We start from the raw sequence: 24,074 nt of genomic DNA, 5'->3' as shown, positions 1-24,074 counted from the left end.
ATGACCGCCCCCGCCGACCTCGCCCAACGCGCCGCCGACCTGCGCGCCCAGCTCAACCGCCACGCCCATCTCTACTACGTGCTCGACGCGCCCGAGCTGCCGGACGCCGAGTACGACAAGCTGTTCGCGGAGCTGCAGGCCATCGAGTCGGCCCATCCGGAGCTGCTGGCGCCGGATTCGCCGACGCGGCGCGTCATCGGCGCCGTGCTGGAGGGGCTGGCGCCGGTGCGCCACGTCGTGCCCATGCTGTCGATCACGACCGAGACGGACACGACCGAGGGCGGCGCCATCGCCTTCGACGCCCGCGTGCGCCGCGAGCTTGGCCTCGTGGAAGCTGATGCGCCGGTCGAGTACGCCGCCGAGCTGAAGTTCGACGGCCTGGCGATGAACCTGCGCTACGAGGCCGGCCTGCTCGTGCAGGCGGCCACGCGCGGCGACGGCGAGACCGGCGAGGACGTCACGCAGAACGTGCGCACCATCGGCCAGATCCCGCTGCGGCTGAAGGGCCGAGCCGAGGACATGCCCGTGCTGGAGGTGCGCGGCGAGGTCTATATGCGCCGCGACGACTTCGAGAAGCTCAACGAGCGCCAGCGCGAGCGTGGCGAGAAGACCTTCGTGAATCCGCGCAACACGGCGGCCGGTGCCATCCGCCAGCTCGACCCGGCGCTGGTGCGCCAGCGGCCGCTGTGCTTCTACGCCTACGGCCTGGGCGAGGTGCAGGGCTGGGAGCAGCCGGCCACGCATGCGGGCCTGCTGGACGCGCTGGCCGCCTTCGGCCTGCCGGTCAACGGCGACCGCGTCGTCACGTCCGGCCCGGGCGGGCTGGTGCAGTTCCACCGCGCGATGGCCGCCAGGCGCGATGCGCTGCCCTTCGACATCGACGGCGTCGTCTACAAGGTCAACTCGCGCGAGCTGCAGCTCAAGCTCGGCTTCAAGACCCGCGAGCCGCGCTGGGCCGTGGCGCACAAATACCCGGCCCAGGAGCAGGTCACGACGCTGCTGGCCATCGACGTCCAGGTCGGCCGCACCGGCAAGCTGACGCCGGTGGCGCGGCTGGAGCCGGTCTTCGTCGGCGGCACGACGGTGTCCAACGCGACGCTGCACAACGTGTTCGAGATGCGCCGCAAGGGCGTGCGCGTGGGCGACAAGGTCATCATCCGCCGCGCCGGCGACGTCATCCCCGAGGTCGTCGGCCGCGTGCCCGGCGAGCGGCCCGGCTATGTGCCCAACTTCCGCATGCCGCGCGAATGCCCGGTCTGCCGCAGCGCGGCCACGCGCGAGAAGGGCAGCATCGAATACCGCTGCACCGGTGGCGTGTTCTGCCCGGCCCAGCGCAGGCAGGCCCTGCTGCATTTCGCCGGCCGCCGCGCGATGGACATCGAGGGCCTGGGCGACAAGCTGGTCGAGCAGCTCGTCGATGCCGGCATCGTGCAGAGCCTGCCCGGGCTCTACAAGCTCGGCGTGGCCAGGCTCGCCGCGCTGGACCGCATGGCCGAGAAGAGCGCGCAGAACCTCGCCGACGCGCTGGAGAAGAGCAAGCAGCCCACGCTCGCGCGCTTCCTGTTCTCGCTCGGCATCCGCCAGGTCGGCGAGACGACGGCCAAGGAGCTGGCGCGCCACTTCGGCACGCTGGACAAGCTGATGAAGGCCAGCGTCGAGCAGCTGCTGGAGGTGGCCGACGTCGGGCCCATCGTCGCGGCCAGCATCCACACCTTCTTCGCCCAGCCGCACAACGTCGAGGTCGTCGAGCAGTTGCTGGCGGCCGGTGTGGCGCCCAAGGAGAGCGCCGGCGAGGCCGACGACCGGCCGCGCCCGTTGCTGGGCCGGACGCTGGTGCTGACCGGCACGCTGCCGACGCTGAGCCGCGACGAGGCCCAGGCCCTCATCGAGGAGGCCGGCGGCAAGGTCAGCGGCTCGGTGTCGAAGAAGACCAGTTTCGTCATCGCCGGCGAGGAGGCCGGCAGCAAGCTCGAGAAGGCGCGCACGCTGGGCGTCACGGTGCTCGACGAGGCGGGGCTGAGGGCCTTGCTGGCGACGGGTTGAGGAAGTGGCTCCGCGCCCAGCCGGGCGCGGTTTCGAAGAGGTGGTCGATGAAGGCCCGGGTCTTGGCCGGCATCAGCCGGCGGCTCGCCGTCAGCAGCGTCACGGGCAGGGGCTCGTAGCACCAGTCGGGCAGCACCTGCACCAGGGTGCCGGTCTCGACGTCGGACGCGACCATGCCATAGGGAAAGCTGCCGATGCCGCCGCCCGCCCGCACCAGCGACAGCACCAGGCCGATGGAGTTGGTCTCCAGCGGCCCGTGCATCTGCACCTCGGCGGTCTGCTTGCCGTTGAGCAGCGTGCGGTACAGGCCCTTGGCCTGGCTCAGCACGACGAAATCATGTTCGGCCAGGTCGGCCGGCGACTGCGGCGCGGGCCGCGCCTGCAGGTAGACGGGGCTGGCGTACAGGCCGCGCTCCAGCAGCATGTACTGGCGGGCGACGAGGTCGGGCTCGTCCACCGGCCCCATGCGCACGGCCACGTCGTAGGGCTCGTTGAACAGGTCGACGCGGCGCGGCGTCGTGTCGATTTCCAGCTCCACCCTGGGGTAGCGGCGCACGAAGCGCGAGAGGCTCTCGGCCAGCACCAGCATCGCGAACTCGGCCGGCACCGACACCCGCAGCCGCCCCTGCGGCGTCGCGTCGCGCGAGGCCAGCCACTGGCGCGTCTCGGCGATGTCGTCGTCGTGCCGCGCCGCGCGCTCGGCCAGCTGTTCGCCCAGTTCGGTCAGCGTCAGCCGGCTGGCGCCGGGCACGAAGAGGCGGGCGCCGACCGAGGTCTCCAGCGCGGCCAGGCGCCGGCTCAGCGTGGCCTTGGGCAGGTCCAGCAGCCGGGCCGCTGCGGACAGCGATCCGGCCTTGTGCACCTGGGCCAGCAGCAGCAGGTCGTCGATCTTCATCTCGTTTTATTTCGTTTCGTTTCCGGAACGGTCCGTTTGAATTCTGCGGCTATTCGCCGTAAATGGAACTCTCTACAGTCGCGGCCATCATGTCAACGCCCCGACTGCTCCAGCCCCAGCGGCATCGCATCGGCACTGGTTTCCAGGTCGAGGGCTGGCGCGAGCCGCTGGTGCAGCTCGACCCCTTCATCCTGGTCGACCACTTCCGCATGAGCGAGGCGGCCTTCGCGCCGCATCCGCACGCGGGCTTCTCGGCGGTGACCTATCTCTTCGACGATTCGGCCACGGCCCTGGTCAGCCGCGACTCCCTGGGCGGCGAGCACGAGATCCTGCCGGGCGGCCTGCATTGGACGCTGGCCGGCCGCGGCCTCATGCACGACGAATTCCCCGCCGAGGCCGGCCGCGAAGCCCATGGCCTGCAGATCTTCGTCAACCTGCCGGCCGAGCAGAAGCTGCGCGCCCCTGGCGTGATGCGCCTGGGCGCCGCGCAGATGCCGCGCCGCATCGGCGCAGGCTGGCGGGCCGTGCAGGTCTTCGGCGGCACGGCCGAACTGGCGCTGCCCTGGCCGACGGCGCTGGCCGTCGTCGACGTGGATGCCGGCGCCGGCTTCGACTTCGCGCTGCGCGACGGCGAGCAGGGCTTTGCCGTCGTCATCCACGGCAGCGGCGACGCGGGCGAGCTGCCGCTGTCCGCGGGCTGCGCCCTCGGCCTGGCGCCGGGCGGCAGCAGCACCATCATCGCCGGCGAACCGCTGCGCCTGGCCTGCTTCTCGGGCCGCCCCCTCTGCGAACCCATCGTGCGCCACGGCCCCTTCGTCATGAGCGACGAAGGCCAGGTCGTGGCCGCGCTGCAGCGCTTCCAGTCCGGCGGCATGGGCCGCCTCAGTCCGCGACAACAACAAGCCTAACGATCCCCATCAAGGAGTCCCCCATCATGAACGCACCGAAAGAGAACATCGCGCTCAGGCAGCTCACCGAGGCCATTCCCGAGCCGATCAAGGCGCCGGCCAGGAAGGGCCCGCCCGTGCCCCTGCTCGTCATCGGCGCGCTGCTGCTGGTCGGCGGCATCGGCCTGGGCAGCCGCATGTGGTGGCGCAGCCAGCATCTGGTCGAGACTGACAACGCCTTCGTGGCCGGCCGCCTGCATCCGGTGGCCACGCGTGTGGCCGGCGTCGTCACCGAGATGCGCATGCAGGACAACGCCATCGTCAAGGCCGGCGACGTGCTGCTGCGCCTGGACCCGGCCGATGCGGCCGTGCAGGTGGAGCGCCTGAAGGCCCAGATCGCCCAGGCCGACGCCGCCATCGCGACGAGCGCCGCGCAGATCGCCCAGGCCCAGGCCCAGGCCGCCGCCACTGCCTCGCAGGTGGCCCAGGCCGAGGCCGTGCTGGCCCGCACCGAGCTGGACGCCAAGCGCAGCCAGGCCCTGTTCGGCGCCGAGCTGCGTGCCACCTCCAGGCAGGAGCTGGACGCCACGCTGGCCGCCCGCGACGTGGCCCGCGCCGACCTCGCGGCCCGCAAGGCCGGCGCCAATGCCGCGAAGGAGGCGGTCGTGGCCGCCGAGAGCGCCCGCCAGTCGGCCGCCGCGCAGAAGAGCGCCACGCAGGCCCAGCTGAAGGACGCGCAGAACCAGCTCGGCTATGTCGAGCTGCGCGCCACCAGCGACGGCCGCGTCGGCAAGCGGACGGTCGAGGTGGGTCAGCGCGTGCAGGCCGGCCAGCAGTTGGCCGCCATCGTCGAGCCCGAGACCTGGATCGTCGCCAACTTCAAGGAGACCCAGCTCGCCCGCATGAAGCCCGGCCAGAAGGTGCACGTCAAGGTCGACGCCTTCCCCGGCCAGGACCTGCTGGCCAGGGTCGACAGCTTCTCGCCCGCTTCGGGCGCCAGCTTCGCGCTGCTGCCGCCGGACAACGCCACCGGCAACTTCACGAAGATCGTGCAGCGCGTGCCGGTCAAGCTCGTCTTCGAACCCGAGAGCCTGAAGGCGCTGGGCGAGCAGGCCGCACGCATCGTGCCGGGGCTGTCCGTCCAGGTCGAAGTGGAAATCGGCGAGTAAGCCGGGGCCGCCATGGGCAATGAAAACTATCTCCCGCCGCCACCGGGCCAGAAGGTCGGCGGGCGCACCTGGCTGGCCGTGCTGTCCAGCCTGCTGGGCGCCTTCATGGCGGTGCTGGACATCGCCATCACCAACTCCTCGCTGAAGGACATCCTCGGCGCGCTGTCGGCCACTCAGGAAGAGGGCTCCTGGATCTCCAGCGCCTACCTCGTCGCCGAGATCGTCGTCATCCCGCTGGCCGGCTTCCTGGCGATGGTGTTCTCGACGCGCCGCTACCTCGTCGTCAACGTCGCGCTCTTCCTCGTCTTCAGCACGCTGTGCGGCATGGCCTGGAGCCTGGAGAGCATGATCGCCTTCCGCGCGGCCCAGGGCTTCACCGGCGGCGTGATGATCCCGATGGCGATGACCCTGGTCACGCGCAAGCTGCCGCTGAAGAAGCGCCCCATCGGCCTGGCGCTGTTCGGCATGACGGCCACGCTGGCGCCCACCCTCGGCCCGACCTTCGGCGGCTACCTGACCGAGCTCTACGGCTGGCCCAGCATCTTCTACATCAACTGGCTGCCGGGCGTGCTGCTGATGCTGGGCGTCAGCGCCGGCCTCGACCCCGAGCCGATGAACCTCAAGCTGCTGCGCGACGTGGACTGGTGGGGCATCCTCTTCATGGCCGTGGGCCTGGGCTCGCTGACCGCGATGCTGGAAGAGGGCAACGCCAAGGACTGGTTCCAGAGCCCCTTCATCATCGCGACCGCCATGCTCGCCATCGCCGGCATCTACGGCTGGGCCTGGCGCGGGCTGACGCGCAGGAACACCTTCATCGACCTGCACATCCTCGGCCGCCCGAGCTTCCTGATCGCCGGCGTCATCGCGTTCGCGACCGGCATGGGCCTCTACGGCTCGGCCTTCATCCTGCCGCTCTACCTCGGCCAGATCGCCAACTACACGCCGATGCAGATCGGCCTGGTCATCATGTGGATGGGCCTGCCCCAGCTCTTCATCATGCCGTTCGCGGCCAAGCTGTCCACCCAGCTGGACAACCGCGTGATGATGAGCCTGGGCCTCGCGCTGTTCGCGACGTCCTGCTTCATGAACACCCACATGAGCGCGGACACGGCCGGCCCCGAACTGCTCGCCGCGCAGATCGTGCGGGCCCTGGGCCAGCCCCTCATCATGATCACGCTGACCAACTTCGCGATCAACGGCATCCCGCCGCAACTGCTGCCCAGTGCCTCGGGCATGTTCAACATGCTGCGCAACCTCGGCGGCTCGGTCGGCATCGCGACGCTGGCCACGCTGCTGACCAACCGCGAGCATCTGCACAGCAACCGCGTCGGCGAGGCCGTCAGCCTCTACGACCCGGCCACGCAGGCGCGGCTGGACGCGCTGACCCAGAACTTCGCGTCCAAGGGCTTCGACCTCGCCGCGGCCCAGGACATGGCCATCAAGGCGCTGGACAACGTCGTGCGCCGCGACAGCTTCGTGATGGCCTACAACGACGCCTTCCTGGTGCTGGGCATCGCGCTGTTCAGCTGCGTGGCCATCGTCTGGCTCAGCAAGAAGGTGATGGGCGGCGCCGCCTCGGCGGAAGCTGCCCACTGATTCCGGGAAAACAAGATGTTCCAACTCAAGACCGTCCTCACCCTCGTCGCCACGGCCGCTCTCGCCGCCTGCACGACGCTGGGCCCCAACTACCAGGCCCCGGCCGCCAACGCGCCGGCCGCCTACCGCAGCGCCGCTCCCGCGGCCGGCGCCGAGCTGCAGCGCGACTGGTGGCTGATGTTCGGCGACGCCCAGCTCGACGCGCTCGAAGCCCAGGCCCTGCAGGCCGGCCCGACGCTGGCCGCCGCCGCCGCGCGCATCGAGCGCGCGCGTGCCGTCTTCGGCGCCACGCGGGCCGACGAGCTGCCGCGCGTCGATGTCGGTGCCAGCGAGACCGGGCTGCGCACGTCGGCCAAGTCCGTCACGACGCCCGTGCTGGGCGGCAAGGCCATCACCTTCGAGGGCTGGCAGAGCGGGCTGCAGGCCAGCCTGGGCTGGGAGATCGACCTCTGGGGCCGCGTGAAGCGCCAGGCCGAGGGCGCCCAGGCCCAGCTCGACGCGTCCACGCTGGACGCCGCCGCGGCGCGCGTCGCGCTGACGGCCGACGTCGCCGCCGCCTACTGGCAGTGGCGCGCGCTGGCCGACGAGGCCAAGGCCCTGCAGCGCCAGCGCGACAGCCGCGCCCAGGCCTTCCAGGTCGCGCAGACCCGCTTCGATGCCGGTTCGTCGACGGCGCAGGACCTGGAGCGCGTGCGCGCCGAGCTGGCCTCGGCCGATGCCGACGTGGCCGACCTGCCGCGCCGCCAGGCCCTGGTGCTGAACCAGATCGCTGCGCTGACCGGCCAGGCCGCCGCCGAGCTGAAGCTGCAGGCCACCGCGCCGCTGGCCGCGCCGCCGCAGATCCGCGCCGGCCTGCCGTCCGAGCTGCTGCAGCGCCGCCCCGACCTGGCCCAGAGCCTCGCGCAGCTGCATGCCGCGACCGCCCAGGTCGGCATCGCCGAGGCGGCCTTCTACCCGTCCATCCACCTGACCGGCAGCTTCGGCTACCAGAGCAAGGCGCTCGGCGACCTCGTGTCGGCCCCGGCGCGGCTCTACAGCTTCGGTCCCGGCATCTCGCTGCCCCTGTTCGAAGGCGGCCGCAACCAGGCCAACCTGGGCGCTGCCAAGGCCCAGGTCGACGAATCCCTCGCCGGCTTCCGCGGCCGCATGCTGCAGGCGCTGCGCGAGGTGGACGACGCGCTGGCCGAACTGCAGGGCCGCGCCGCCGTGGTCGACGCCCAGAACCGCACGCTGGCCTCCAGCAGCCAGGCCCTGGCCGTGGCCAGGAGCCGCTACGACAAGGGCGCCGTCAGCTACCTCGACGTGACCGAGGCCGAGCGCACGCCGTTGGCCACCGAGCGCGCGCTGGCCCAGCTGCGTGGTGCGCAGTGGGCGGCGACGGCGCAACTGGTGAAGGCGCTGGGCGGTGGCTGGGCGGCCAACGGCGGCTGATTTCGCGGCATGCCCGCTTTCGCCGGCGCCCGGGCCGGCGTAGCATTTCCATCGAAGCGACCCGCCTGTGAGCCGGGTCCGGTCGGGCCGCCGGGAGGGCCCGATTGAGCCTTGCCGCCCGCGCACCCGGCCTCCATGGAGGTGCATCATGTTCAAGCACATCCTGCTTCCCACCGACGGATCGCGTTTTTCCGAGCGCGCCGTCTTCTGTGGCATCGAAATGGCCCGCCAGTTCGGCGCGAAGGTGACGGGCATCCACGCGGCGCCCGAATTCCATGTGCTCAGCTACCGGGTGGCCGAGCTCTCCGAGTCCCGCGAGCAGTTCGCCGCCGACGTGCTGGCGCACGCGCAGCGCTACCTGGACTTTGTCCGCGCCACCGCCGCCGAGGCCCGGGTCCGCTGCGAGACCCTGATGGAGAGCAGCGACCATCCGCACGACGCGATCTGCCAGGCGGCGACGCGCCTGCAGTGCGACCTGATCGTGATGGCCTCGCACGGCCGGCGCGGGCTGGCGGGCCTGCTGCTGGGCAGCGAAACCCAACGCGTGCTGGCCCATGCCGAGGTGCCGGTCCTCGTCTGGCGGGCGAGCGGCGAAGAGCGCTGACTCAGGGCAGCGCCAGCAAGGCCTGCGCCATGCGCGCGGCCGCCCCGCGATGGGCGCTCGAAAAGGCCAGGGCCATGCGGCCCATGGCCGCGCGGGCCGGCGCATCGGCGCACAGGCCGAGGCCGCGGGCCATGGCCTCGGCCAGCGTCGCGCAGCGCTCGGCCGCGCCCGCCGCCAGCGCCAGCTCGGTGGCCTCCGCGAAGTTGAAGGTGTGCGGCCCGGCCAGAACCGGGCAGCCGCAGGCGGCGGCCTCGATGAGGTTCTGGCCGCCCAGTGGCTCGAAGCTGCCGCCCAGCAGCGCGACGCTGGCGAGGCCGTAGTAGAGCGGCATCTCGCGCATCGAGTCGCCGAGCCAGACGTCCGCTGCCAGGGCCGCTGGCGTGGGTTCATCGTCCCAGCCGCTGCGGCGTGCGAGCGTCAGGCCGGCGGCCTCGACCAGTGCGGCCACGTCGTCGAAGCGCTGCGGATGGCGCGGCACGATGGCCAGCAGCGGGCGCGGGGCGGGCTGCTTCAGCCATTCGGCCAGCAGCGCGGTCTCCTCGCCCTCGCGGCTGACGGCCAGCATCAGCACGGGCCGGCCGAGCCGCTGCGCCCAGGCCTGGCCGCGGGCGATCAGGGCCGGGTCGATGGCGATGTCGTACTTCAGGTTGCCGGCCACTTCGACGCGCGGTGCGCCCATCGTGCGCAGCCGTGCCGCGTCGGCCTCGGTCTGGGCCAGCGCCAGTGTCAGCCGCTGCGCGGCCGGCCGCATCAGCGCCGCCAGCCGCAGGCCGCGGCGCAGGCTCTTCCCGGACAGGCGCGCGTTGGCCAGCACCATGGGCAGGCCGGTGCGCTCGGCCTCGCGCAGCAGCGTCGGCCAGACCTCGGTCTCCATCAGCACGCCCAGGCACGGCTGCCAGTGGCGCAGGAAGCGGCGCACGGCGCCCGGCGTGTCGTAGGGCAGCCAGGTCAGCGCGTCGCCGTCGCACAGCAGGGGCAGGGCGGCCTCGCGGCCGGTGGCGGTGGCATGCGTGAGCAGCAGGCGCAGGCCAGGCTCGCGCTCGCGCAGCGCGTGGATGAGCGCGCCGGCCGCGCGCGTCTCGCCCAGCGACACGGCGTGGATCCACAGCCGGCCGGGTTCGCTGCGGCCACGGTAGACGCCAAGACGTTCGCCCAGCGCCTGCCGGTACAGCGGCTCCCGGGCGCCGCGGCGCCACAGGCGCAGCAGGTAGAGCGGCGTCAGCAGCCGCAGTGCGGTGGCATAAAGCCACCGGGCGGGTTCAATGGCCGGCGGCAAACGTGGCGTCCGGCTTCACCCGCTTGAGCTGGGCCAGCACGTCGTGCTGGATGCGCTCCAGCGCCTCGGGCGTGTGGCCCTCGAAGCGCAGCACCAGCACGGGCGTCGTGTTGGACGGGCGGATCAGGCCGAAGCCGTCGGCGTACTCGATGCGCAGGCCGTCGATGGTGATGAGCTCGGACGCGCCGGGGAAGTCGGCCAGCGTGGTCCGGGCCTTCAGCGTCTTGACGACCTCGTGGTGCTCGCCTTCGGCGCAGGGCACGTTGATCTCGGGCGTGTTGAAGCTGTTGGGCAGGGCCTTCAGCGTGGCGCTCGGGTCGGCGCTGCGCGACAGGATCTCGAGCATGCGGCCGGCCGTGTACATCGCGTCGTCGAAGCCATACCAGCGCTCGGCGAAGAAGATGTGGCCCGACAGCTCGCCGGCCAGCGGCGCGCCGGTCTCCTTCAGCTTGGCCTTGGCCAGCGAATGGCCGGTCATCCACATCAGCGGCTTGCCGCCATGCTCGCGGATCCACGGCGCCAGGCGCTGCGTGCATTTGACGTCGAAAATGATCTCGGCGCCGGGCTGACGCTTCAGGATGTCGGCCGCGATCAGCATGATCTGGCGGTCCGGCATGATCATCTCGCCGTCCTTCGTGACGATGCCGAGGCGGTCGCCGTCGCCGTCGAAGGCCAGGCCCAGCTCGGCGTCGCAGGCGTGCACGATGCGCTTGAGATCCTCGAGGTTCTCGGGGCGGCTCGGGTCCGGGTGGTGGTTGGGGAAGTCGCCGTCCACCTTGGAGTAGATGTCGACGACCTCGCAGCCCAGCGCGCGCAGGATGGCGGGCGCCGTCGCGCCGGGGATGCCGTTGCCGCTGTCGACGACGATCTTCATCGGCCGGGCCAGCTTGCAGTCCTTGACGATGCGGTGGGTGTACTCGGCCGTGATGTCCATCGCGCCGACGCGGCCCAGGCCCCTCGCGTAGTCCTCGGCCTCGATGCGGCGGCGCAGGCCCTGGATCTGCTCGCCGTAGACGGCGGCGCCCTTGAGGACCATCTTGAAGCCGTTGTAGTCCTTGGGGTTGTGGCTGCCGGTGACCTGGATGCCGGAGTTGCAGCCGTGCCTGGCGCGCGTGGCGGCGACGTAATAGAGCATGGGCGTCGTCACGGCGCCGATGTCGACGACGTCGAGGCCGGTGGACGCGATGCCGCGGATCAGCGCGGTGACGAGGCCGGGGCCGGACAGGCGGCCGTCGCGGCCGACGGCCACGGCCTTCTCGCCGGCGGCCTTGGCCTCGGTGCCGAAGGCCCGGCCCAGGTGCTCGGCGAGTTCCTCGTTCAAGGTCTGGCCGACGACGCCGCGGATGTCGTAGGCCTTGAAGATGGATGCGTGAACCTGCATGGATGCCTCGGGAAACTGGGTTTGAAAAGCGCGCCGGATTGTAGGCAGGCGGCGTGGCTTTCCATTTGTCGGCGCCGCTGTCGATTCATCGCTGTAACCGCGGGACAGGGCAGGCGCCTTCCTACACTGCGGCCCATGACATTCACCGAGGAATTCAGCCAGGCCCTGCGCCACCAGCGCATGCTGATGAAACACCGACCCGACCGGCTGCGCATGCGCGTGCTGGTCTATCTGCTCTGGCTGGCGGGCTTCGGCCTGTTCTTCGCGACGATCAACGGCCTGCAGAGCGGCCGCCTGGGATCGGCCGGCTGGTGGCTCAACGACGTGCCGGGCCATATGCTCGTCAGCGCCTGCGTGACGGCCTGCTTCGTCATCGGTTTCCGCGGCTTCGAGCGGCTCGCGCCGCAGCGCTGGCTGGACACCATCATGGGCTGGCGCGACTGGCGCTCGGGCGTGTTCTTCTCGGTGTTCTCCATCGCCTGCTCGCTGCTCGGCGTCGTCATCGGCCTGGGCGTCGTCGACCGCATCTGGCTGAGCCAGGGGCTGGACAAGCTGCTGGCCCAGCCCGGCTTCTGGGGCGAGTTCCTGTCGGTGTCGATGCTGGTCACCTTCATCATGGGCCTGCGCTACCGCGCCCGCTGGAAGCAGGAGGCCCTGCAGGCCCGCGTCACCGAGGCCCAGCTCAAGCTGCTGCAGGGACAGATCGAGCCGCACTTCCTGTTCAACACGCTGGCCAATGTGCAGAGCCTGATCGACTTCGACCCCGAGCGGGCCAAGCAGATGCTGGAGCGCTTCACCGACTATCTGCGCGCCAGCCTCGGCCAGCTGCGCGGCGATTCGACGACGCTGGCCCAGGAGTTCGGCATGCTGGGCGCCTATCTCGCGCTGATGCAATTGCGCATGGGCGAGCGGCTGAAGGTGGAGCTGTCGCTGCCGGCCGAGCTGGGCGCCATCGCGTTGCCGCCGCTGCTGGCCCAGCCCCTGGTCGAGAACGCCATCCACCACGGCCTGGAACCCAAGATCGCCGGCGGCACCGTGGCCGTCAGCGCGCGGCGCGTCGACGGCCGGCTGTGGATCGAGGTCGCCGACGACGGCCAGGGCCTCGACGGCCAGAGACCGGGCGGTCAGCGCCGCAGCGGCAACGGCGTCGCCCTCGACAACATCCGCGCCCGGCTGGCGGCCCGCTTCGGCCCCGGCGCCAGCCTCGACCTGCTGCCTCGCGACGGCGGCGGCACGCTCGCCCGCATCCAGATTCCCGCCACTGCCCTGAGCCCATGACCACCGCCCTGATCGCCGACGACGAACCCCATCTGGTCCAGTACCTCAAGGCCCAGCTTGCCCAGGCCTGGCCCGGGCTGCAGATCGTCAGGACCGTCGCCAACGGCGTCGAGGCCGCCGAGGCCATCGCCGAACTCGAACCCGACCTGGCCTTCCTCGACATCCAGATGCCGGGCCTGACCGGCCTGGAAGTGGCCCAGGGCATCGAGGGTGCGACCCGCGTCGTCTTCGTGACAGCCTACGACCAGTACGCCGTCGAGGCCTTCGAGGCCCGCGCCGTCGACTATTTGGCTAATTTTGCGAATCCCCCATAAACGCAAAAATTATCGCAAGTGATTGCTGCGCATAAGAAATTCAGCCTGTATTTTTGGGGTTTGGGTCGTTTTGATGTACATCGGATGCCCCGGAAATTTCGCCTATCCGCACGCCCGATGACGACTCTGACCACCGCCATGGCGACCACGTCAACGCGTTGTCATGAATCGCTGCAAGGCGTGGACGATAGACGCCACCAGATCTGTGCTCAGCTGCATGGCAGCCACGGTGGTTCGGTCCGCGCGCGTGCCAGCAAGAGAGTGTCTCGCTCGCCGGCAAGCCAGTTGCAGATCCACGGCAGCCTCGACGATCTCGGCATTCGGCCGATCCAAGGCGACCGTGAGCCGCAAGACCTGCATCAGCCGGTCGGCTTCGGCCAGGTGTGCTGCAAGGTGCAACTGCCAAGGCTTTGCTCGCGAAAGCCCCTTCGCCAGCAGGCGCACCAAGTCGTCAAGGTCACCCATCGCCCTGGCGACGGCAACCAGTGCGGGTGGAGTCTCTTGATCGGTGGCAGGCGTCGCCGCGATGTCGTCCGGTTCTGATTCCATGGGTCTAGCCCGGCGCGGCGGCTTTCGTGCGCTTCTTGCCCGACTCCGTGCTGTTGCCAGCCTGGCTGATGCGGTCGAGGACTTCCCGGACCAACTGTTCCTGCGATTGTGCACAGGCGTGGGCGGCCGCCAGCTGGCGCACCAGTTCCCCGTTGCGCAGTTCAAGCTCTCCTGTGCGTGCCCGAAGCGTTTCGTACTGCTGAGCAGCCAGTTTCGCCTGCTCACGCAAATCTTCCACCAGTTGATTCTGTACCGCCAGTCGCTCGGCCGCGGGCTTGAGTTCGCGCAGTTGCTCATCCACCTGACGCCGCTCAGCCCGGGCGACGGTGAGCAACGCCAAGGCGTCCGCCTTCTCCTGCAGCGCCGCGCGCAGCTCGGTCTGCTTGGCGGTCAGGGCCTCCGCGCCACCGGCGACCTCCCGCTGCAGGTACTGGAGCTGCTGCTCGTGCAGGCGCGCTTCTCGGTCGCGCTGCTCCCGGGACGCGTTTCGGAAGTGCTCCAGAGCGTCACGCGCGTGGGCGTGCTTTTCCTCCAGCGAGGCCACCTGAGCCTGGGAGGCTTTGAGCTGCGCCTGGACGCCTTCCAGCTGGGTAGCGAGCTGCGTGGCCGTCTGACCGTGCTCCAGGCGTAGCGTGGTCAGGTCCGCCTCGACGCGCTGTCGGGCGGCGCGTTCCGCCGACAAGTCGACCTGGCTGCGCTCAGCCTCAGACCGGCCGGATCGCGCCTCGCCACGGGCTTTTTCCAGCTGTTCCTTGAGGCCGCGCACCTCCTCGACATGGCTGGCCTTGAGCGTGTCGAAACGCTCCTGCGCCTCGAATTCGAGGCGCCCGGCGAGGTTGGTGACGAAGGCCAGTAGTTCCTCGCTGACCGATCCTTGCGGCACGCCGGCACCGCCCTCGTCGGCCTCGATGTCCTTCAAGTGACGAAAGATCGTCGCCTTGGACCCGGTGTTGCCGAGCTCGATGCGGATGGCGTCGATCGACGGATGCCTGCCCGCCTTGATCAGCGCCAGCCTGGCCCGTTGGACCTCGCCCTTCGTCACGCCTGCTCGTGCCATGTCTGCCACCAATTTCGTATGTAGTACGTAATGCCAGTATTACGTACCACGATATAGATGTAAAGATTCAGAAATCTGTGAACTGCTGAGAAGTCTTAATATCGAATTACTCCTTCTGAGGCTGGCGCCAGCGCCTCGGAGCCGTCTGGCGGTGCACGAAACCCCAGAAATCAGCCTGGTTGGCCCAAAACGAGCCCCATGGGAAAAATCAGTGGGGGGCCTGCGCCCGAACTCTCGGGCGCCGGCGCTTGATCCGCGTCGGCCCGGAATCGCTCCACGACGACGGGACGGCCGGCTGCAACGACCTTTGGCCACCGAGTGGGAGCGTTGGCCGCCTTGCCACCGTCAGTCACAACGACGTACGGCGTGCCAGGAAAAGTTGCGAGCACCACCGCTGCATCGCTGGCCTCGAACTCGTGGGCCAGCCACGGCTTCCTTTGCGAAGTGCTCACCCTAGGGTCCCCGGACGTCGAAGGCGCACAGCAGCGCCCCCCCCTCCCAGCCCATCCATTGCTGTTCAGACACGCACACAGCGCGCGCCGCAGCCCACACCGTGTGCGTGGCTTCGGCTCGTAGTTTGGCGATCTCCGCAGGCTTCGGCTGGCCTGCCTCCAGCCGGGGCCACAAGCGCGCTTGCCCGCTGTTCTTGCGGACGAGGCCAAGGCGAACGTCGTCCCAGTTGAGGTTGATCAGAACCGACTTGGCGGGGTCTTCGACGGCGAGCAAGGGCCTACATCGATGCCGGTGGTCTCGCAGGCCGGCCGACCTCGGCACCGCCTTGTCCATGAATGCTTGTCCGTATCGAGCCCACTCCGTCCTTCATCGCCGCCCCCAGAGTCGCTCTATGGAGGCGACAACTATTCTGACGCGCGCGGGGCTTGGTGGCACGGGTCATGGATGACTCGGTGTGCAGTTGGGCCGCAGATGATGGGCCGGCCCCCGCCCTGCGCGTGGTCGCGCGGCGGGGCGATCAGCCGGCATGTGGCGGCTATTGCCCCTTGCACTTGCCGGCGACCGCCGTCTGGAGATAGATCGCCAACTGAATGAGATCGGCTTTCATGTTCGGCTGCGGGCCGAGGCAATCCCGCCGTTCAGTACTGGATACGTCATCGGCGAAGCGCTCCGCCGCGGTGCGCCTGCCAATGCTGGTCGGCGCGCCGGCGGTCACACTCATCGACAGGACGTGGCTCTGGCTGTCGCTCATGGCCCGTTGGATGTCAATGCTGAGCGGCTGCAGGGACTGCGGTGCTGTGGCGTCGACGACGCCCGCATCCACCGTCCCGGAAACTGGCTCGTGCGCGGCCTCATTCAGACGCTCGACCCGTTGGGGGGCGGATGCACGCCCCCCCAGGATGCGCTCAGCAGCGCGCATGGGCGGTGCTAAGGCATGAGGGATCCGACGCTCAGGTCTCGGGCGCAGGGACGCCGTGGCAACCACCTGGATCCTGGGCTTCGCTGCCGGGGCTGCCGCAACCGGCGAGCGGCTTGCATCAAACGCGCTGACAAACCCCAGGCACAACGCAAACGCGACCGCTAGGGCGAAGATCCTGATGGGCCACTCGGTGGCTGTCACGCGCGGACTCGGCTGCACAGACGATGGCCTGTCGCCTCGGCTCAGGCGCCTGCGATGGCGCCGGCCTCCATGGTGACGACCACATCCGCAGCGTTGATGGTCTCGGGACGGTGGGCGATCACGATGCGGGTGACGTTGAACTTCTTAATTGCACTGTTGACGCTCGCTTCCAGGCGCACATCGAGATGGCTGGTGGCTTCGTCGAGGATCAAGATCTTCGGCTTCCTGTACAGCGCTCGTGCCAGCAAGATCCGCTGCTTTTGCCCGCCCGACAACCCGCTACCACCCTCGCCCAACAGCGTTCGATAACCCATCGGCATGGCTGCGATATCCGTGTGCAAGCCAACGGATTCGCAGACGTCCTGTACGAGCGTCGAGTCGGGTGCGAGGTCGGAGAGGTGGATGTTGTCCGCGATGGTGCCGGCGAAAACGATGTCGTCCTGCATGACTGCCGAAAACAAGGAGCGATACCGCTCGATGCCGAAGTCGTCGATGCTCAATCCGTCGATGAAGATGCCGCCGCTGCGCGTCCTCAGGATGGTCAGCAGCAACTTGGCCAAAGTCGACTTACCGCAGCCCGACGGGCCGGTGATGCATAGGTTGCTGCCGAACGGAATCTCAAGATTGACGCCCTTCACAACATCCGGCTCGTTGTCGGCATACCTGAAGCTGACATCCCGCAGCGACAGGTGCGGTGTCTGGCTCACCTTCTCCGTGGTGTCGGGGCCAGGGTCCTCGGCGGCGGTTGCGGTGATGTCGGACAGCCGTTCGAAATGGACGCGCAGCAGCACGAACTGCCCCATCACATCCACCAAACGCATCGCCCTCTGTGCAAACTGTTCACGGTAGCCCAGGAATGCGACGAGCATGCCGAGCGACATCGCGCCGTCAGCGACGATCCTGGTACCGAGCGCAATGACGAGAATGCGCTCGAAGCCGGAGAATGCCGCATTCGCTGCCGAGAAGCCGATGTTGAATTTCGTCAGCTTCAACTCCATGTTTAGCTGGCGCGAAAACGAGTTGAGCCAGGTGTATTTCCGAGCTGCGGCGATCTGGAAAATGCGGATTGCCTGAATGCCCCTTATCGTCTCCATCAATATCGACTGCTGGCGCGCCGCAGCAACCATTTGGTCGCGGTTGCGCGCTGCTAGCAGCGGGTTCGTCACCTGGCGCAGCAGGGCGTAGCAGACCACTGTCGCAGTGGCGACCGCCGTCAGGACCACGCTGTAGTTCAGCATCAACACCACCACTGCGATGGCGACGACACCGTCGAGCACAGCCTCCAGCAGCGAGATGCTGAGCGTCTGATGGATGTGCTCGATGCTTCCCAGCCTGGAAGTGGTATCCCCCAGGCTGCGTTTCGAAAAATAATCGACGGGCAGCTTCAACAAGTGCGACATCACGTTCGTGTTCCATCGCATTCGAACCTGGGTCGCGATCACGGCCAGCAGCCAGCTGCGGATGGTTGAAAGCAGGATTTGTACGCCCACTAGGCACATGAAGATCGCGCCCAGCATCCAGATCAGGTCGAAATCGTTGTTTGGCAGAGCGTCGTCGACCAGCCACTGCAAATAAAAGGGGGCCGTCAGGCCTAACAGCTGCACAAGCAGACCCAGGAACGCAAACTGCCAGATCGATCTGCCAATGCCTGGAAAGCTGGTGAGCTGACGCGTCAACAGCGCGCCACCTTGCCTCTGCGCCGCCGTGTCCGCGGCGGACTTGTGGAAGTCTTCACCCGGCCAGAGTTCCACGGCGATGCCAGTGAATGAGGCAGCAAATGCCGAATGTGACAGTCGGCGCCGTCCTTCGCCCGGGTCGACGATCACGACTGCATTCCTGTCGACAGCCTCGAGCACGACGAAGTGGGTCATGTCCCAATGGATGATCGCCGGCAGCTGGAGTTCCTGAAGACCGTCCAAATCCAGTTTCACCGGTCGGCTGTCCAGGCCGATGGTGTTGGCAAGGCCGATGATGCTGCGAAGCGTCATGCCACGGGACGACACGGAGAATGCGTTCCGCAGCCACGGCAGCGAGACCTCTCGCCCATGGAACCCGGCAATCATGGCGACGCAGGCGAGGCCACATTCCGCCATCTCCGCCTGGAGCACGACGGGACATTTCCGCCGGTTGATCGGCCTAAAGATGCTCATGCCGCCAAGGCTCGCTTTTGCACGATCAACCGCTTGAACAGCCACTGGATCGCACTCGATCGTTCAGCCTGGATATCTGCATCGACCGCCATGCCATCCATCAGGATGGAGCCTGGGATGCCATCGGGTGACAGGCTGACTTCCGCACGAAAGTAGAGCTCGTCCGGAATCAGCTTGATCGGCAGGTGAGCGAATTGCCGCCCAGTCACCGCGCCACCCGCCACTTTCGATACGACGCCGCGCAGCGACCCATACAGTTGGTGTGGATAAGCTCTCAAGCGGATGAACACCGGCATTCCCGGTCTTGGCAGCGCGGGTGACGAGTTGGCGATGAACAATTCCACCCGCGTCGTTGCAGCAGCGTCGGAGATGCGCCCAAGCGATTGCCCGGTTGTCACGAACTGACCTTTCGACATCGCCAGGCCGCTGAAATCACCGGACGTGGTCGCGGTCACGACGGAAAAGGTCCTGGCGCTTAAAGCGATTGACTCCGCATCGAGTTGCCGCATGGTCTTGTCGCGCCGCAACTCAATTTGCTGGCGTTGAACGCTTTGACCGTCGATAGATTCCTGTAGCGCTGCGAGCTCCCTTGTCTTGGTCGCGATTGATCGGGCGATGGCGAGGGCGCCCTGCTCCAGGACGATGATGGCGTCGCGTTTAGCCACCAGAGCACCGCTCGAAATGAATCCGTTGGCCACCAACGCTTCCTGATTCTTCAAGTCCGAAGCAGCGTAGTCCAAGCGCCGCAATTGCGCACGGTGTTCGGCGCCGAGTGACTGGATGTCGCTCGACACGGTGTCGGCTTGGGCCCTCCATGACGCCACCTTCTTTGCAAGCTCGACGGCGTCCAGGGCGCCTTCAGAGATCGCCAGCTTGCGACGTGTGGCGAGCAAGCTGGAACTGAGCCCTTCAACCGATGATTGATCGGGTGACGACACGTCGGAGGAGATCTGGAACAGCGGTTGGCCGACGGTCACCTTGTCGCCCGGGTTGACGAACAGCCGGTCGATGCGCCCCGACGACGATGCGGCCACATCGGTGGTGCCGTCGCGCACGATCACGCCGGGGGTGGGGATCAACGTCCTTATCGGGATCAGGCAAGCCCCGGCGCAGACGATCACCAGCGCCAGCATCGTCGCCCAGGTGAGCATCGAGAGTTGCCGCAAGCCAAGAAACAAAGGCGCGCCATGTTCGGACGTGATCTTGTCGACCACCTCGGGTCGAAACAACTGTCGGTCCATCGCTAGGCCCGGATGAACGACCGGTCGCTGACCTCATTTCCGCACAGAAAGCTGCAGAAGGGGTCGAGGATCCGGATCTCATCGCACACGTCCTCCATCCACAGCCACGCGCCCTGCGGGTTGACTTCAAGAAAAACATAGCGTCCGGTTCGATCGACCATTACGTCGAACGATCCCATGGACAACCCCATGCGTGTCATGAATTCCATACATCGTGATTTGAAATGCTGGGGGATGGGGTGGTACTTCGTATGGCGATTGCGCCCGAGCACTATGCGCGAGTCGATTTTCCAATCGGGCAGGTCACGGAAATTGTGTGCAATCGCAACAAACGCGGCGCCAATGACGAATATTCGGAGTTCATACTGGCTGTCGACCACATGTTGAAAAATTCCCGGAGACTTTTTAAAAATATCCTGATCGACGATACTGCCTTCGTCCACGAATGTGGTGAGACCACCCATCGCGCCGGCAGGCAGCGATTCAAAAAACCTCGTCTCGGGAGGAATTAGCGACTTGTAGATTGTCCTCTTGCCTGCCCTTTCGGCATCCTCGACGAAACGGCGAGCAACTGCGCTGTCGTTCGTGACGACGGTAGTTGGGACAGACATTCCACAATCGCGTGCGATGCGTAGCTGAAGCAGCTTGTTGCATGATTCCAGCTCGGCCTGCGGCGAATTGATCCACAGCGCCCGGCGGGCGACGTGGTATGGAAAATACCGCGAATAAACCTGATTCTCACGTGCAACCATTTCTCGATCGTCGTGATGCACCGATTGCAGGCTCGGTTGAAATCCATAGTAAGCACGCCACCACACAACGTCGACTGTGGCGTCATCGATGACTACACCGAGTTCACGCAGGGCCACCGTATCGGATTCATCTGAAATATTTTGGTCGATGAAACTTCGCTCTGGGAAGTTGCCGAAGTCGACGACATCGACGGCCTTGCCGCTGTCGACCAGTTTTTCAGCCACCAGCTTGGCATGGATGTCGTGCGCTGGGGCGGCGATCAGGAAGCGATGGCGCATGGTGGGATCAAAATCGATGCAGGGGAACGAGCGAGCTTGTTTCTTCGGCAGACAACTTGTTGCTCGAGACAGCAGCCGCGCGTGCGGCTTGCCAGTCGCCGACACCGTCGATCAAGAGCAGCCTTGGCCCGCACCGCCAGCGGGTGTTGTGGACCGAAGCAATATCGCTCCACCGGTCGTTGGATCGCGCGGACGTCCATGCCCACGTAACGAGGCCCACGGCCTCGCCACGCGCGCCGTAGGCGATTGCATGCTGCGCGCAGGAAATGGGCGTAGCAATACGGCGGAAAGGATTGGCAGATGCAGACAGCGACGAGCTTGCGAAAAGTTGCAGCATCTCCCCTTCCAGCATCGAGATCCTGATGTTTTCCAAAATTGGCGGCAGGTTGATGCTGCCGAATGCCACGATGAACGGATCATTTTCGGAATGGCTAGACGTTTGGCGACAAACATGCCGCACGAGTCCGGTTCGCTGCACGCGTGTGTAGGCAATGTCGGCACCATATGCCGCACTGAGATTCCTGATATCCTGAAGGACGCTGCGCCGCACGCGAGGGGTCATCGCCACTGAATCGATTTCCACCTGCCGCACTGGTCCAGCGTTGTGCTCATGGTGCCAAGCGAGATGCCCATGAACGCGTCCGTAGGTGTCGAAATACAATTGAATCGATCGATTGGAAATATATTCGATGAGCTTACGCGCCATCGCGTTGGTATTCCTTATTTTCAGATGGTCAAGATTTGAAAGCTGGCTTTTCCAGGCCAATCCGAGCGTCAACGCCTGCACCTGCGGCTGCAGGCAGCGGATGTCCAGTGCCTTGATCATGCCGTCGACGGAATCGGGAAATGGAGGTGCGAGGCGCGGTGTATTTTTCATGGAAAAACGGGCCGATCGGCCCGTTCAACGAGTGCAGGCAGCAGATTCTTAGAACGTGCACTCGTAGTCGACATTGCCGCTGCAGCTGGTGCCGCTGCTGCCGCCACTGCATCCGCCGCCGCCGGTCGTCTTGCAGCCGGCGCCCGCCACCAGTTCGAGCTCCTCCGGCGTGAGTTCCTGGATCAGGACGCGGGATTGGATTCGCTTGAGCGCTTGAGGTTGAGCATGTTGCATATCGTTCTCCAAAGTGGCTGCTAGACCGGGCAGCCTTCCGCTTCCGGCGAACGGTCGCCGAATTCCTCTAAATGGGTGACCAATGCAGGGTCGGCACGCTGCCAATCTCCCAACAGCCGCCACTCACCGGCGGTTTCATCAATTCCCACCAACTGGGCTCCGTCCCTGTGGAGGGCCAGCGAACGGTGGGCGGACACCGAAAATCCCACCGGCCGGCTGCCGCGAGCGGCGGATCGGGTGTCGCGGCGATTGCGCGCGACCCAGCTCGAAATCACATGCGCGACGTCCCGTTCCGACGCCGCCTTGCGGTTTGAATCGACCGCTGCATAGAGTTTGTCCCTGACGGCTTCCCTGCACAGCTGTGGCCTGACGCTGCGCAGCAAACTGCGTGGGTGCGCAGGCGCTATATGCAGGCAACGCGCCATCGCATCGAATTGCGTGTCGTAGCGATTCCATTCGCCGCTCGCATCGGTGTTCTGCAGAAGATTGCGTATTCCGGCACCTCTGACCGCTAGTGCCGGCCTTCACTGACCGGATTGGCCTCTCAGTTCTTGTCCTGACCAGAAATCCACCTGTGGATAACTAAGCCGAGGGTCGTCGTTTTCCGTCTTTGATCTCGTTGGCGGGCCCACATGGCTAGCTCCCACTCTCCAAGCCCACCCAGGGGTCAAGGAATGCCGCGGACCAACGCTCACACGAAGTGATGCCGCTGGGAAGGTAGCGGGCCTCAGGAAAGTGCCGATCCACTCCACGAGCCCATTGCCTCCAGGGATCGTCGCCAGGCCGCCGTTCCATCAAGGCCTCGATCAGGGTACGAGTCGCCGCTAGGGCCTCTCCCCACGCCAATGCCTGAATGGCTTCGGTGCCGCGCAGTCTGTGATGGATGGCCTGATCGTCCGGATAGCGCTGCAACGCGCCCGCTGCAAGATCTCGCAATGCCGGAGACAAGGCGTCAGCGCTGACTAGGGCCGCAAGCAACAAGCGGCCGTCGCGCAGTGATCTGAGGCGTTCTTCCAGCGTCGACATTCGCGCAGCATGGCGTGCGCCGAAGCGTATTCAAACTTCGAATGTGGCGGCACGGACACCGAACGCCGCGGGCTGGCCATCACCCCATGGCTTGCTGTCCTGACCTTCCCGCCGAGCACTCACATGATCGCTAATCAACGGCGTACTTCCTGCGCCCCTTGAAGTCGCTCCAACGGCTCGATCGTCGCGATGCAGGTTTGCGCAAACGCGATGTTGTCGTCCAAACCCGAACGGATGTCGCGTAGCAGCGACGACAGATCCCCGTCCCCAGGTGGCACGGTCGTGCTGGCACCAAAGAGGATGGTGGCCATCACGCAATAGAGGCGCATGAAGGAATCCCTTAGCCCGCCCTCTGAGTCCAGAGAATCCGCGGCCTGCTTTAGTTCCTCGATGCGGTGAAGCAGGCCGGCCATGTCGAACGACTCGCGAGCCTGGAGCAATGCCGCCCTGTCGACGAAGCCGTATGCGGTTTCGATCCTATCCAGGAGCCCGTTCCTGGGCCGTCGAGTCCAGGTCGCGGCTCGGCGATTACTTCAGGTTCTCTGCCCAGTACGCCTCGACCTGCTGGACGAGTGTGTCGGGCAGCGACACGTAGTTCAGCTTCTTCGCGTCGGCCTTGCCCTGCTCAAGCGACCAGCGGAAGAACCTGAGCGCTTCGGCAGAGCTCGACATGTCCTTGGACGGTCTGGGCATCAGCACAAACGTCGTTGCGGTGATGGGCCACGAGTCCTTGCCTGGCGCGTCAGTGAGTACTTCGTAGAAGTCCGGCGACTTCCAGCTTGCGTTGGCGGCAGCGGCCTGGAAACTGTCAAGCGAGGGCGTCACGAAGACACCACTCTTGTTCTTGAGCTTGGCGAACGTCATCTTGTGCTCGACGGCGTAGGCGAGCTCGACGTAGCCGATGGAGCCCTTGACGTAGTTGACGTAGCGAGCGACGCCTTCGTTGCCATTGCCGGCCGTGCCGGTGGGCCACTTCACCGTCGTGCCTTCGCCGACGTTGGCCTTCCACTCCGGGCTGAGCTTGGAGAGGTAGTTGACCCAGTTGAAGGTCGTGCCCGAGCTGTCGGACCGGTGTGTGACCATGATCTTCAGCGCCGGCAGCTTGGCGTCGGGGTTCAGGGCCACGATCGCCGGGTCATTCCAGGTCGTGACCTTTCCGAGGTAGATGTCGGCCAACAGCTCGCCGGTGAAGTTCAGCTGCCCAGGCTTGACGCCCTCAAGATTCACGACCGGCACGACACCACCGATCACCAGCGGGAACTGCACCAGGCCAGCGGCCTTCAAATCCTCTGGAGACAGTGGCTTGTCGGATGCGCCAAAGGTCACCAGGCCGGCCTTGACCTGAATCGCCCCGGGTTTCGCGGAGGCCCGTTGGTTTAAGTCAGACGGTCGCGGCCTGACCAGCGCGTTGTTGATGGTAGTTGGCCTCGAACTCGGCCGGAGGGACGTAGCCCAGCGGCTG

The 24,074-nt window shown here is 66.8% G+C and carries 23 protein-coding genes and 1 pseudogene; 8 read left to right on the top strand and 16 right to left on the bottom strand.

Annotated features, from left to right (window positions below; genetic code table 11):
• Positions 1-2,043 (top strand): NAD-dependent DNA ligase LigA, encoded by a 2,043-nt coding sequence (gene ligA / locus NYP07_RS20890; protein WP_268153677.1) that lies wholly within the window; start codon positions 1-3, stop codon positions 2,041-2,043.
• Here the strand turns inward: ligA and NYP07_RS20885 are convergent.
• Positions 1,994-2,938 carry a LysR family transcriptional regulator gene (locus tag NYP07_RS20885; protein ID WP_268153676.1) on the bottom strand — a complete coding sequence of 315 codons (945 nt, stop codon included), beginning with the start codon at positions 2,936-2,938 and terminating at the stop codon, positions 1,994-1,996. The genes ligA and NYP07_RS20885 overlap by 50 nt on opposite strands.
• 89 nt (positions 2,939-3,027) lie before the next feature.
• Here NYP07_RS20885 and NYP07_RS20880 point away from each other — a divergent pair, with 89 nt between their 5' ends.
• The 5 genes from NYP07_RS20880 (at position 3,028) to NYP07_RS20860 (ending at position 8,625) form a co-directional block, all read left to right on the top strand.
• Positions 3,028-3,846, top strand: a complete 819-nt coding sequence (locus NYP07_RS20880; protein ID WP_268153675.1) for a pirin family protein — start codon at positions 3,028-3,030, stop codon at positions 3,844-3,846.
• 26 nt (positions 3,847-3,872) lie between these two features.
• Entirely contained in the window at positions 3,873-4,994 is a 1,122-nt protein-coding gene (locus NYP07_RS20875) for an HlyD family secretion protein (RefSeq protein ID WP_268153674.1), read from the top strand.
• Between the two features lie 12 nt (positions 4,995-5,006).
• Positions 5,007-6,590 carry a DHA2 family efflux MFS transporter permease subunit gene (locus NYP07_RS20870; RefSeq protein ID WP_268153673.1) on the top strand — a complete coding sequence of 528 codons (1,584 nt, stop codon included), beginning with the start codon at positions 5,007-5,009 and terminating at the stop codon, positions 6,588-6,590.
• Positions 6,591-6,605: 15 nt separating this feature from the next.
• Entirely contained in the window at positions 6,606-8,021 is a 1,416-nt protein-coding gene (locus NYP07_RS20865; protein WP_268153672.1) for an efflux transporter outer membrane subunit, read from the top strand.
• A 148-nt stretch (positions 8,022-8,169) separates the two neighbouring features.
• Complete coding sequence (locus NYP07_RS20860) at positions 8,170-8,625, top strand: universal stress protein (protein ID WP_268153671.1); 456 nt, start codon at positions 8,170-8,172, stop codon at positions 8,623-8,625.
• A 1-nt stretch (position 8,626) separates the two neighbouring features.
• On the opposite strand, the gene NYP07_RS20855 is transcribed toward NYP07_RS20860, so the two are convergent.
• Both NYP07_RS20855 and NYP07_RS20850 read right to left on the bottom strand, forming a co-directional pair.
• The gene (locus NYP07_RS20855; RefSeq protein WP_268153670.1) at positions 8,627-9,901 is read right to left on the bottom strand and encodes a 3-deoxy-D-manno-octulosonic acid transferase; all 1,275 of its coding nucleotides are present in this window, start codon (positions 9,899-9,901) and stop codon (positions 8,627-8,629) included.
• The gene (locus tag NYP07_RS20850; RefSeq protein WP_268153669.1) at positions 9,885-11,282 is read right to left on the bottom strand and encodes a phosphomannomutase/phosphoglucomutase; all 1,398 of its coding nucleotides are present in this window, start codon (positions 11,280-11,282) and stop codon (positions 9,885-9,887) included. The genes NYP07_RS20855 and NYP07_RS20850 overlap by 17 nt, the downstream gene beginning before the upstream one ends.
• A 135-nt stretch (positions 11,283-11,417) precedes the next feature.
• On the opposite strand from NYP07_RS20850, the gene NYP07_RS20845 reads away from it, so the two are divergent.
• On the top strand, positions 11,418-12,560 hold the full coding sequence (locus NYP07_RS20845) for a sensor histidine kinase (protein WP_268153667.1): 1,143 nt from the start codon (positions 11,418-11,420) through the stop codon (positions 12,558-12,560).
• A pseudogene (locus tag NYP07_RS20840) lies at positions 12,557-12,850 on the top strand (LytR/AlgR family response regulator transcription factor); the annotation flags it as partial. The gene NYP07_RS20845 and the pseudogene NYP07_RS20840, both read left to right, overlap by 4 nt.
• A 174-nt stretch (positions 12,851-13,024) precedes the next feature.
• Here the strand turns inward: NYP07_RS20840 and NYP07_RS20835 are convergent.
• From NYP07_RS20835 to pstS, 13 genes are all read right to left on the bottom strand, one after another.
• Positions 13,025-13,423, bottom strand: coding sequence for a hypothetical protein (locus NYP07_RS20835; RefSeq protein WP_268153666.1), 399 nt, complete (start codon positions 13,421-13,423; stop codon positions 13,025-13,027).
• A gap of 4 nt (positions 13,424-13,427) precedes the next feature.
• A complete protein-coding gene (locus tag NYP07_RS20830; RefSeq protein WP_268153665.1) occupies positions 13,428-14,465 on the bottom strand; it encodes a DNA-binding protein in 1,038 nt (345 codons plus the stop codon).
• 468 nt (positions 14,466-14,933) lie between these two features.
• A complete protein-coding gene (locus tag NYP07_RS20825; RefSeq protein ID WP_268153664.1) occupies positions 14,934-15,206 on the bottom strand; it encodes a hypothetical protein in 273 nt (90 codons plus the stop codon).
• A gap of 262 nt (positions 15,207-15,468) precedes the next feature.
• On the bottom strand, positions 15,469-15,852 hold the full coding sequence (locus tag NYP07_RS20820; protein WP_169335471.1) for a hypothetical protein: 384 nt from the start codon (positions 15,850-15,852) through the stop codon (positions 15,469-15,471).
• Positions 15,853-16,094: 242 nt separating this feature from the next.
• On the bottom strand, positions 16,095-18,203 hold the full coding sequence (locus NYP07_RS20815; RefSeq protein ID WP_268153663.1) for a peptidase domain-containing ABC transporter: 2,109 nt from the start codon (positions 18,201-18,203) through the stop codon (positions 16,095-16,097).
• Complete coding sequence (locus tag NYP07_RS20810; RefSeq protein WP_268153662.1) at positions 18,200-19,444, bottom strand: HlyD family secretion protein; 1,245 nt, start codon at positions 19,442-19,444, stop codon at positions 18,200-18,202. The genes NYP07_RS20815 and NYP07_RS20810 overlap by 4 nt, the downstream gene beginning before the upstream one ends.
• A 2-nt stretch (positions 19,445-19,446) precedes the next feature.
• The gene (locus NYP07_RS20805; protein WP_268153661.1) at positions 19,447-20,475 is read right to left on the bottom strand and encodes an MvdC/MvdD family ATP grasp protein; all 1,029 of its coding nucleotides are present in this window, start codon (positions 20,473-20,475) and stop codon (positions 19,447-19,449) included.
• Positions 20,476-20,482: 7 nt separating this feature from the next.
• The gene (locus tag NYP07_RS20800) at positions 20,483-21,352 is read right to left on the bottom strand and encodes a hypothetical protein (RefSeq protein WP_268153660.1); all 870 of its coding nucleotides are present in this window, start codon (positions 21,350-21,352) and stop codon (positions 20,483-20,485) included.
• Positions 21,353-21,400: 48 nt separating this feature from the next.
• Positions 21,401-21,586 carry a hypothetical protein gene (locus NYP07_RS20795; protein WP_268153659.1) on the bottom strand — a complete coding sequence of 62 codons (186 nt, stop codon included), beginning with the start codon at positions 21,584-21,586 and terminating at the stop codon, positions 21,401-21,403.
• Between the two features lie 20 nt (positions 21,587-21,606).
• Entirely contained in the window at positions 21,607-21,969 is a 363-nt protein-coding gene (locus NYP07_RS20790; protein ID WP_268153657.1) for a hypothetical protein, read from the bottom strand.
• A 253-nt stretch (positions 21,970-22,222) separates the two neighbouring features.
• Positions 22,223-22,612 (bottom strand): BPSL0761 family protein, encoded by a 390-nt coding sequence (locus tag NYP07_RS20785; protein WP_268153656.1) that lies wholly within the window; start codon positions 22,610-22,612, stop codon positions 22,223-22,225.
• Between the two features lie 134 nt (positions 22,613-22,746).
• Positions 22,747-23,025: a hypothetical protein gene (locus tag NYP07_RS20780; RefSeq protein WP_268153655.1), complete on the bottom strand. Its 279-nt coding sequence runs from the start codon at positions 23,023-23,025 to the stop codon at positions 22,747-22,749.
• A 115-nt stretch (positions 23,026-23,140) separates the two neighbouring features.
• On the bottom strand, positions 23,141-24,074 hold a 934-nt coding region (pstS, locus tag NYP07_RS20775; protein ID WP_268153654.1), incomplete at its 5' end, for a phosphate ABC transporter substrate-binding protein PstS.

This window comes from Pelomonas aquatica (assembly GCF_026712205.1).
GTDB classification, from domain to species: Bacteria; Pseudomonadota; Gammaproteobacteria; order Burkholderiales; family Burkholderiaceae_C; genus Pelomonas; species Pelomonas aquatica.
The sequence above is the reverse complement of the archived record's forward strand: the minus strand, read 5'-3'. Positions and strand labels throughout refer to the sequence as shown.

What these genes read in the sequence shown, in the direction of transcription:
- ligA (WP_268153677.1), top strand. Translation starts at nt 1, where the DNA reads ATGACCGCCCCCGCCGACCTCGCCCAACGCGCCGCCGACCTGCGCGCC.
- NYP07_RS20885 (WP_268153676.1), bottom strand. Translation starts at nt 2,938, where the DNA reads ATGAAGATCGACGACCTGCTGCTGCTGGCCCAGGTGCACAAGGCCGGA.
- NYP07_RS20880 (WP_268153675.1), top strand. Translation starts at nt 3,028, where the DNA reads ATGTCAACGCCCCGACTGCTCCAGCCCCAGCGGCATCGCATCGGCACT.
- NYP07_RS20875 (WP_268153674.1), top strand. Translation starts at nt 3,873, where the DNA reads ATGAACGCACCGAAAGAGAACATCGCGCTCAGGCAGCTCACCGAGGCC.
- NYP07_RS20870 (WP_268153673.1), top strand. Translation starts at nt 5,007, where the DNA reads ATGGGCAATGAAAACTATCTCCCGCCGCCACCGGGCCAGAAGGTCGGC.
- NYP07_RS20865 (WP_268153672.1), top strand. Translation starts at nt 6,606, where the DNA reads ATGTTCCAACTCAAGACCGTCCTCACCCTCGTCGCCACGGCCGCTCTC.
- NYP07_RS20860 (WP_268153671.1), top strand. Translation starts at nt 8,170, where the DNA reads ATGTTCAAGCACATCCTGCTTCCCACCGACGGATCGCGTTTTTCCGAG.
- NYP07_RS20850 (WP_268153669.1), bottom strand. Translation starts at nt 11,282, where the DNA reads ATGCAGGTTCACGCATCCATCTTCAAGGCCTACGACATCCGCGGCGTC.
- NYP07_RS20845 (WP_268153667.1), top strand. Translation starts at nt 11,418, where the DNA reads ATGACATTCACCGAGGAATTCAGCCAGGCCCTGCGCCACCAGCGCATG.
- NYP07_RS20835 (WP_268153666.1), bottom strand. Translation starts at nt 13,423, where the DNA reads ATGGAATCAGAACCGGACGACATCGCGGCGACGCCTGCCACCGATCAA.
- NYP07_RS20820 (WP_169335471.1), bottom strand. Translation starts at nt 15,852, where the DNA reads ATGCGCGCTGCTGAGCGCATCCTGGGGGGGCGTGCATCCGCCCCCCAA.
- NYP07_RS20815 (WP_268153663.1), bottom strand. Translation starts at nt 18,203, where the DNA reads ATGAGCATCTTTAGGCCGATCAACCGGCGGAAATGTCCCGTCGTGCTC.
- NYP07_RS20810 (WP_268153662.1), bottom strand. Translation starts at nt 19,444, where the DNA reads ATGGACCGACAGTTGTTTCGACCCGAGGTGGTCGACAAGATCACGTCC.
- NYP07_RS20805 (WP_268153661.1), bottom strand. Translation starts at nt 20,475, where the DNA reads ATGCGCCATCGCTTCCTGATCGCCGCCCCAGCGCACGACATCCATGCC.
- NYP07_RS20800 (WP_268153660.1), bottom strand. Translation starts at nt 21,352, where the DNA reads ATGAAAAATACACCGCGCCTCGCACCTCCATTTCCCGATTCCGTCGAC.
- NYP07_RS20795 (WP_268153659.1), bottom strand. Translation starts at nt 21,586, where the DNA reads ATGCAACATGCTCAACCTCAAGCGCTCAAGCGAATCCAATCCCGCGTC.
- NYP07_RS20785 (WP_268153656.1), bottom strand. Translation starts at nt 22,612, where the DNA reads ATGTCGACGCTGGAAGAACGCCTCAGATCACTGCGCGACGGCCGCTTG.
- NYP07_RS20780 (WP_268153655.1), bottom strand. Translation starts at nt 23,025, where the DNA reads ATGGCCGGCCTGCTTCACCGCATCGAGGAACTAAAGCAGGCCGCGGAT.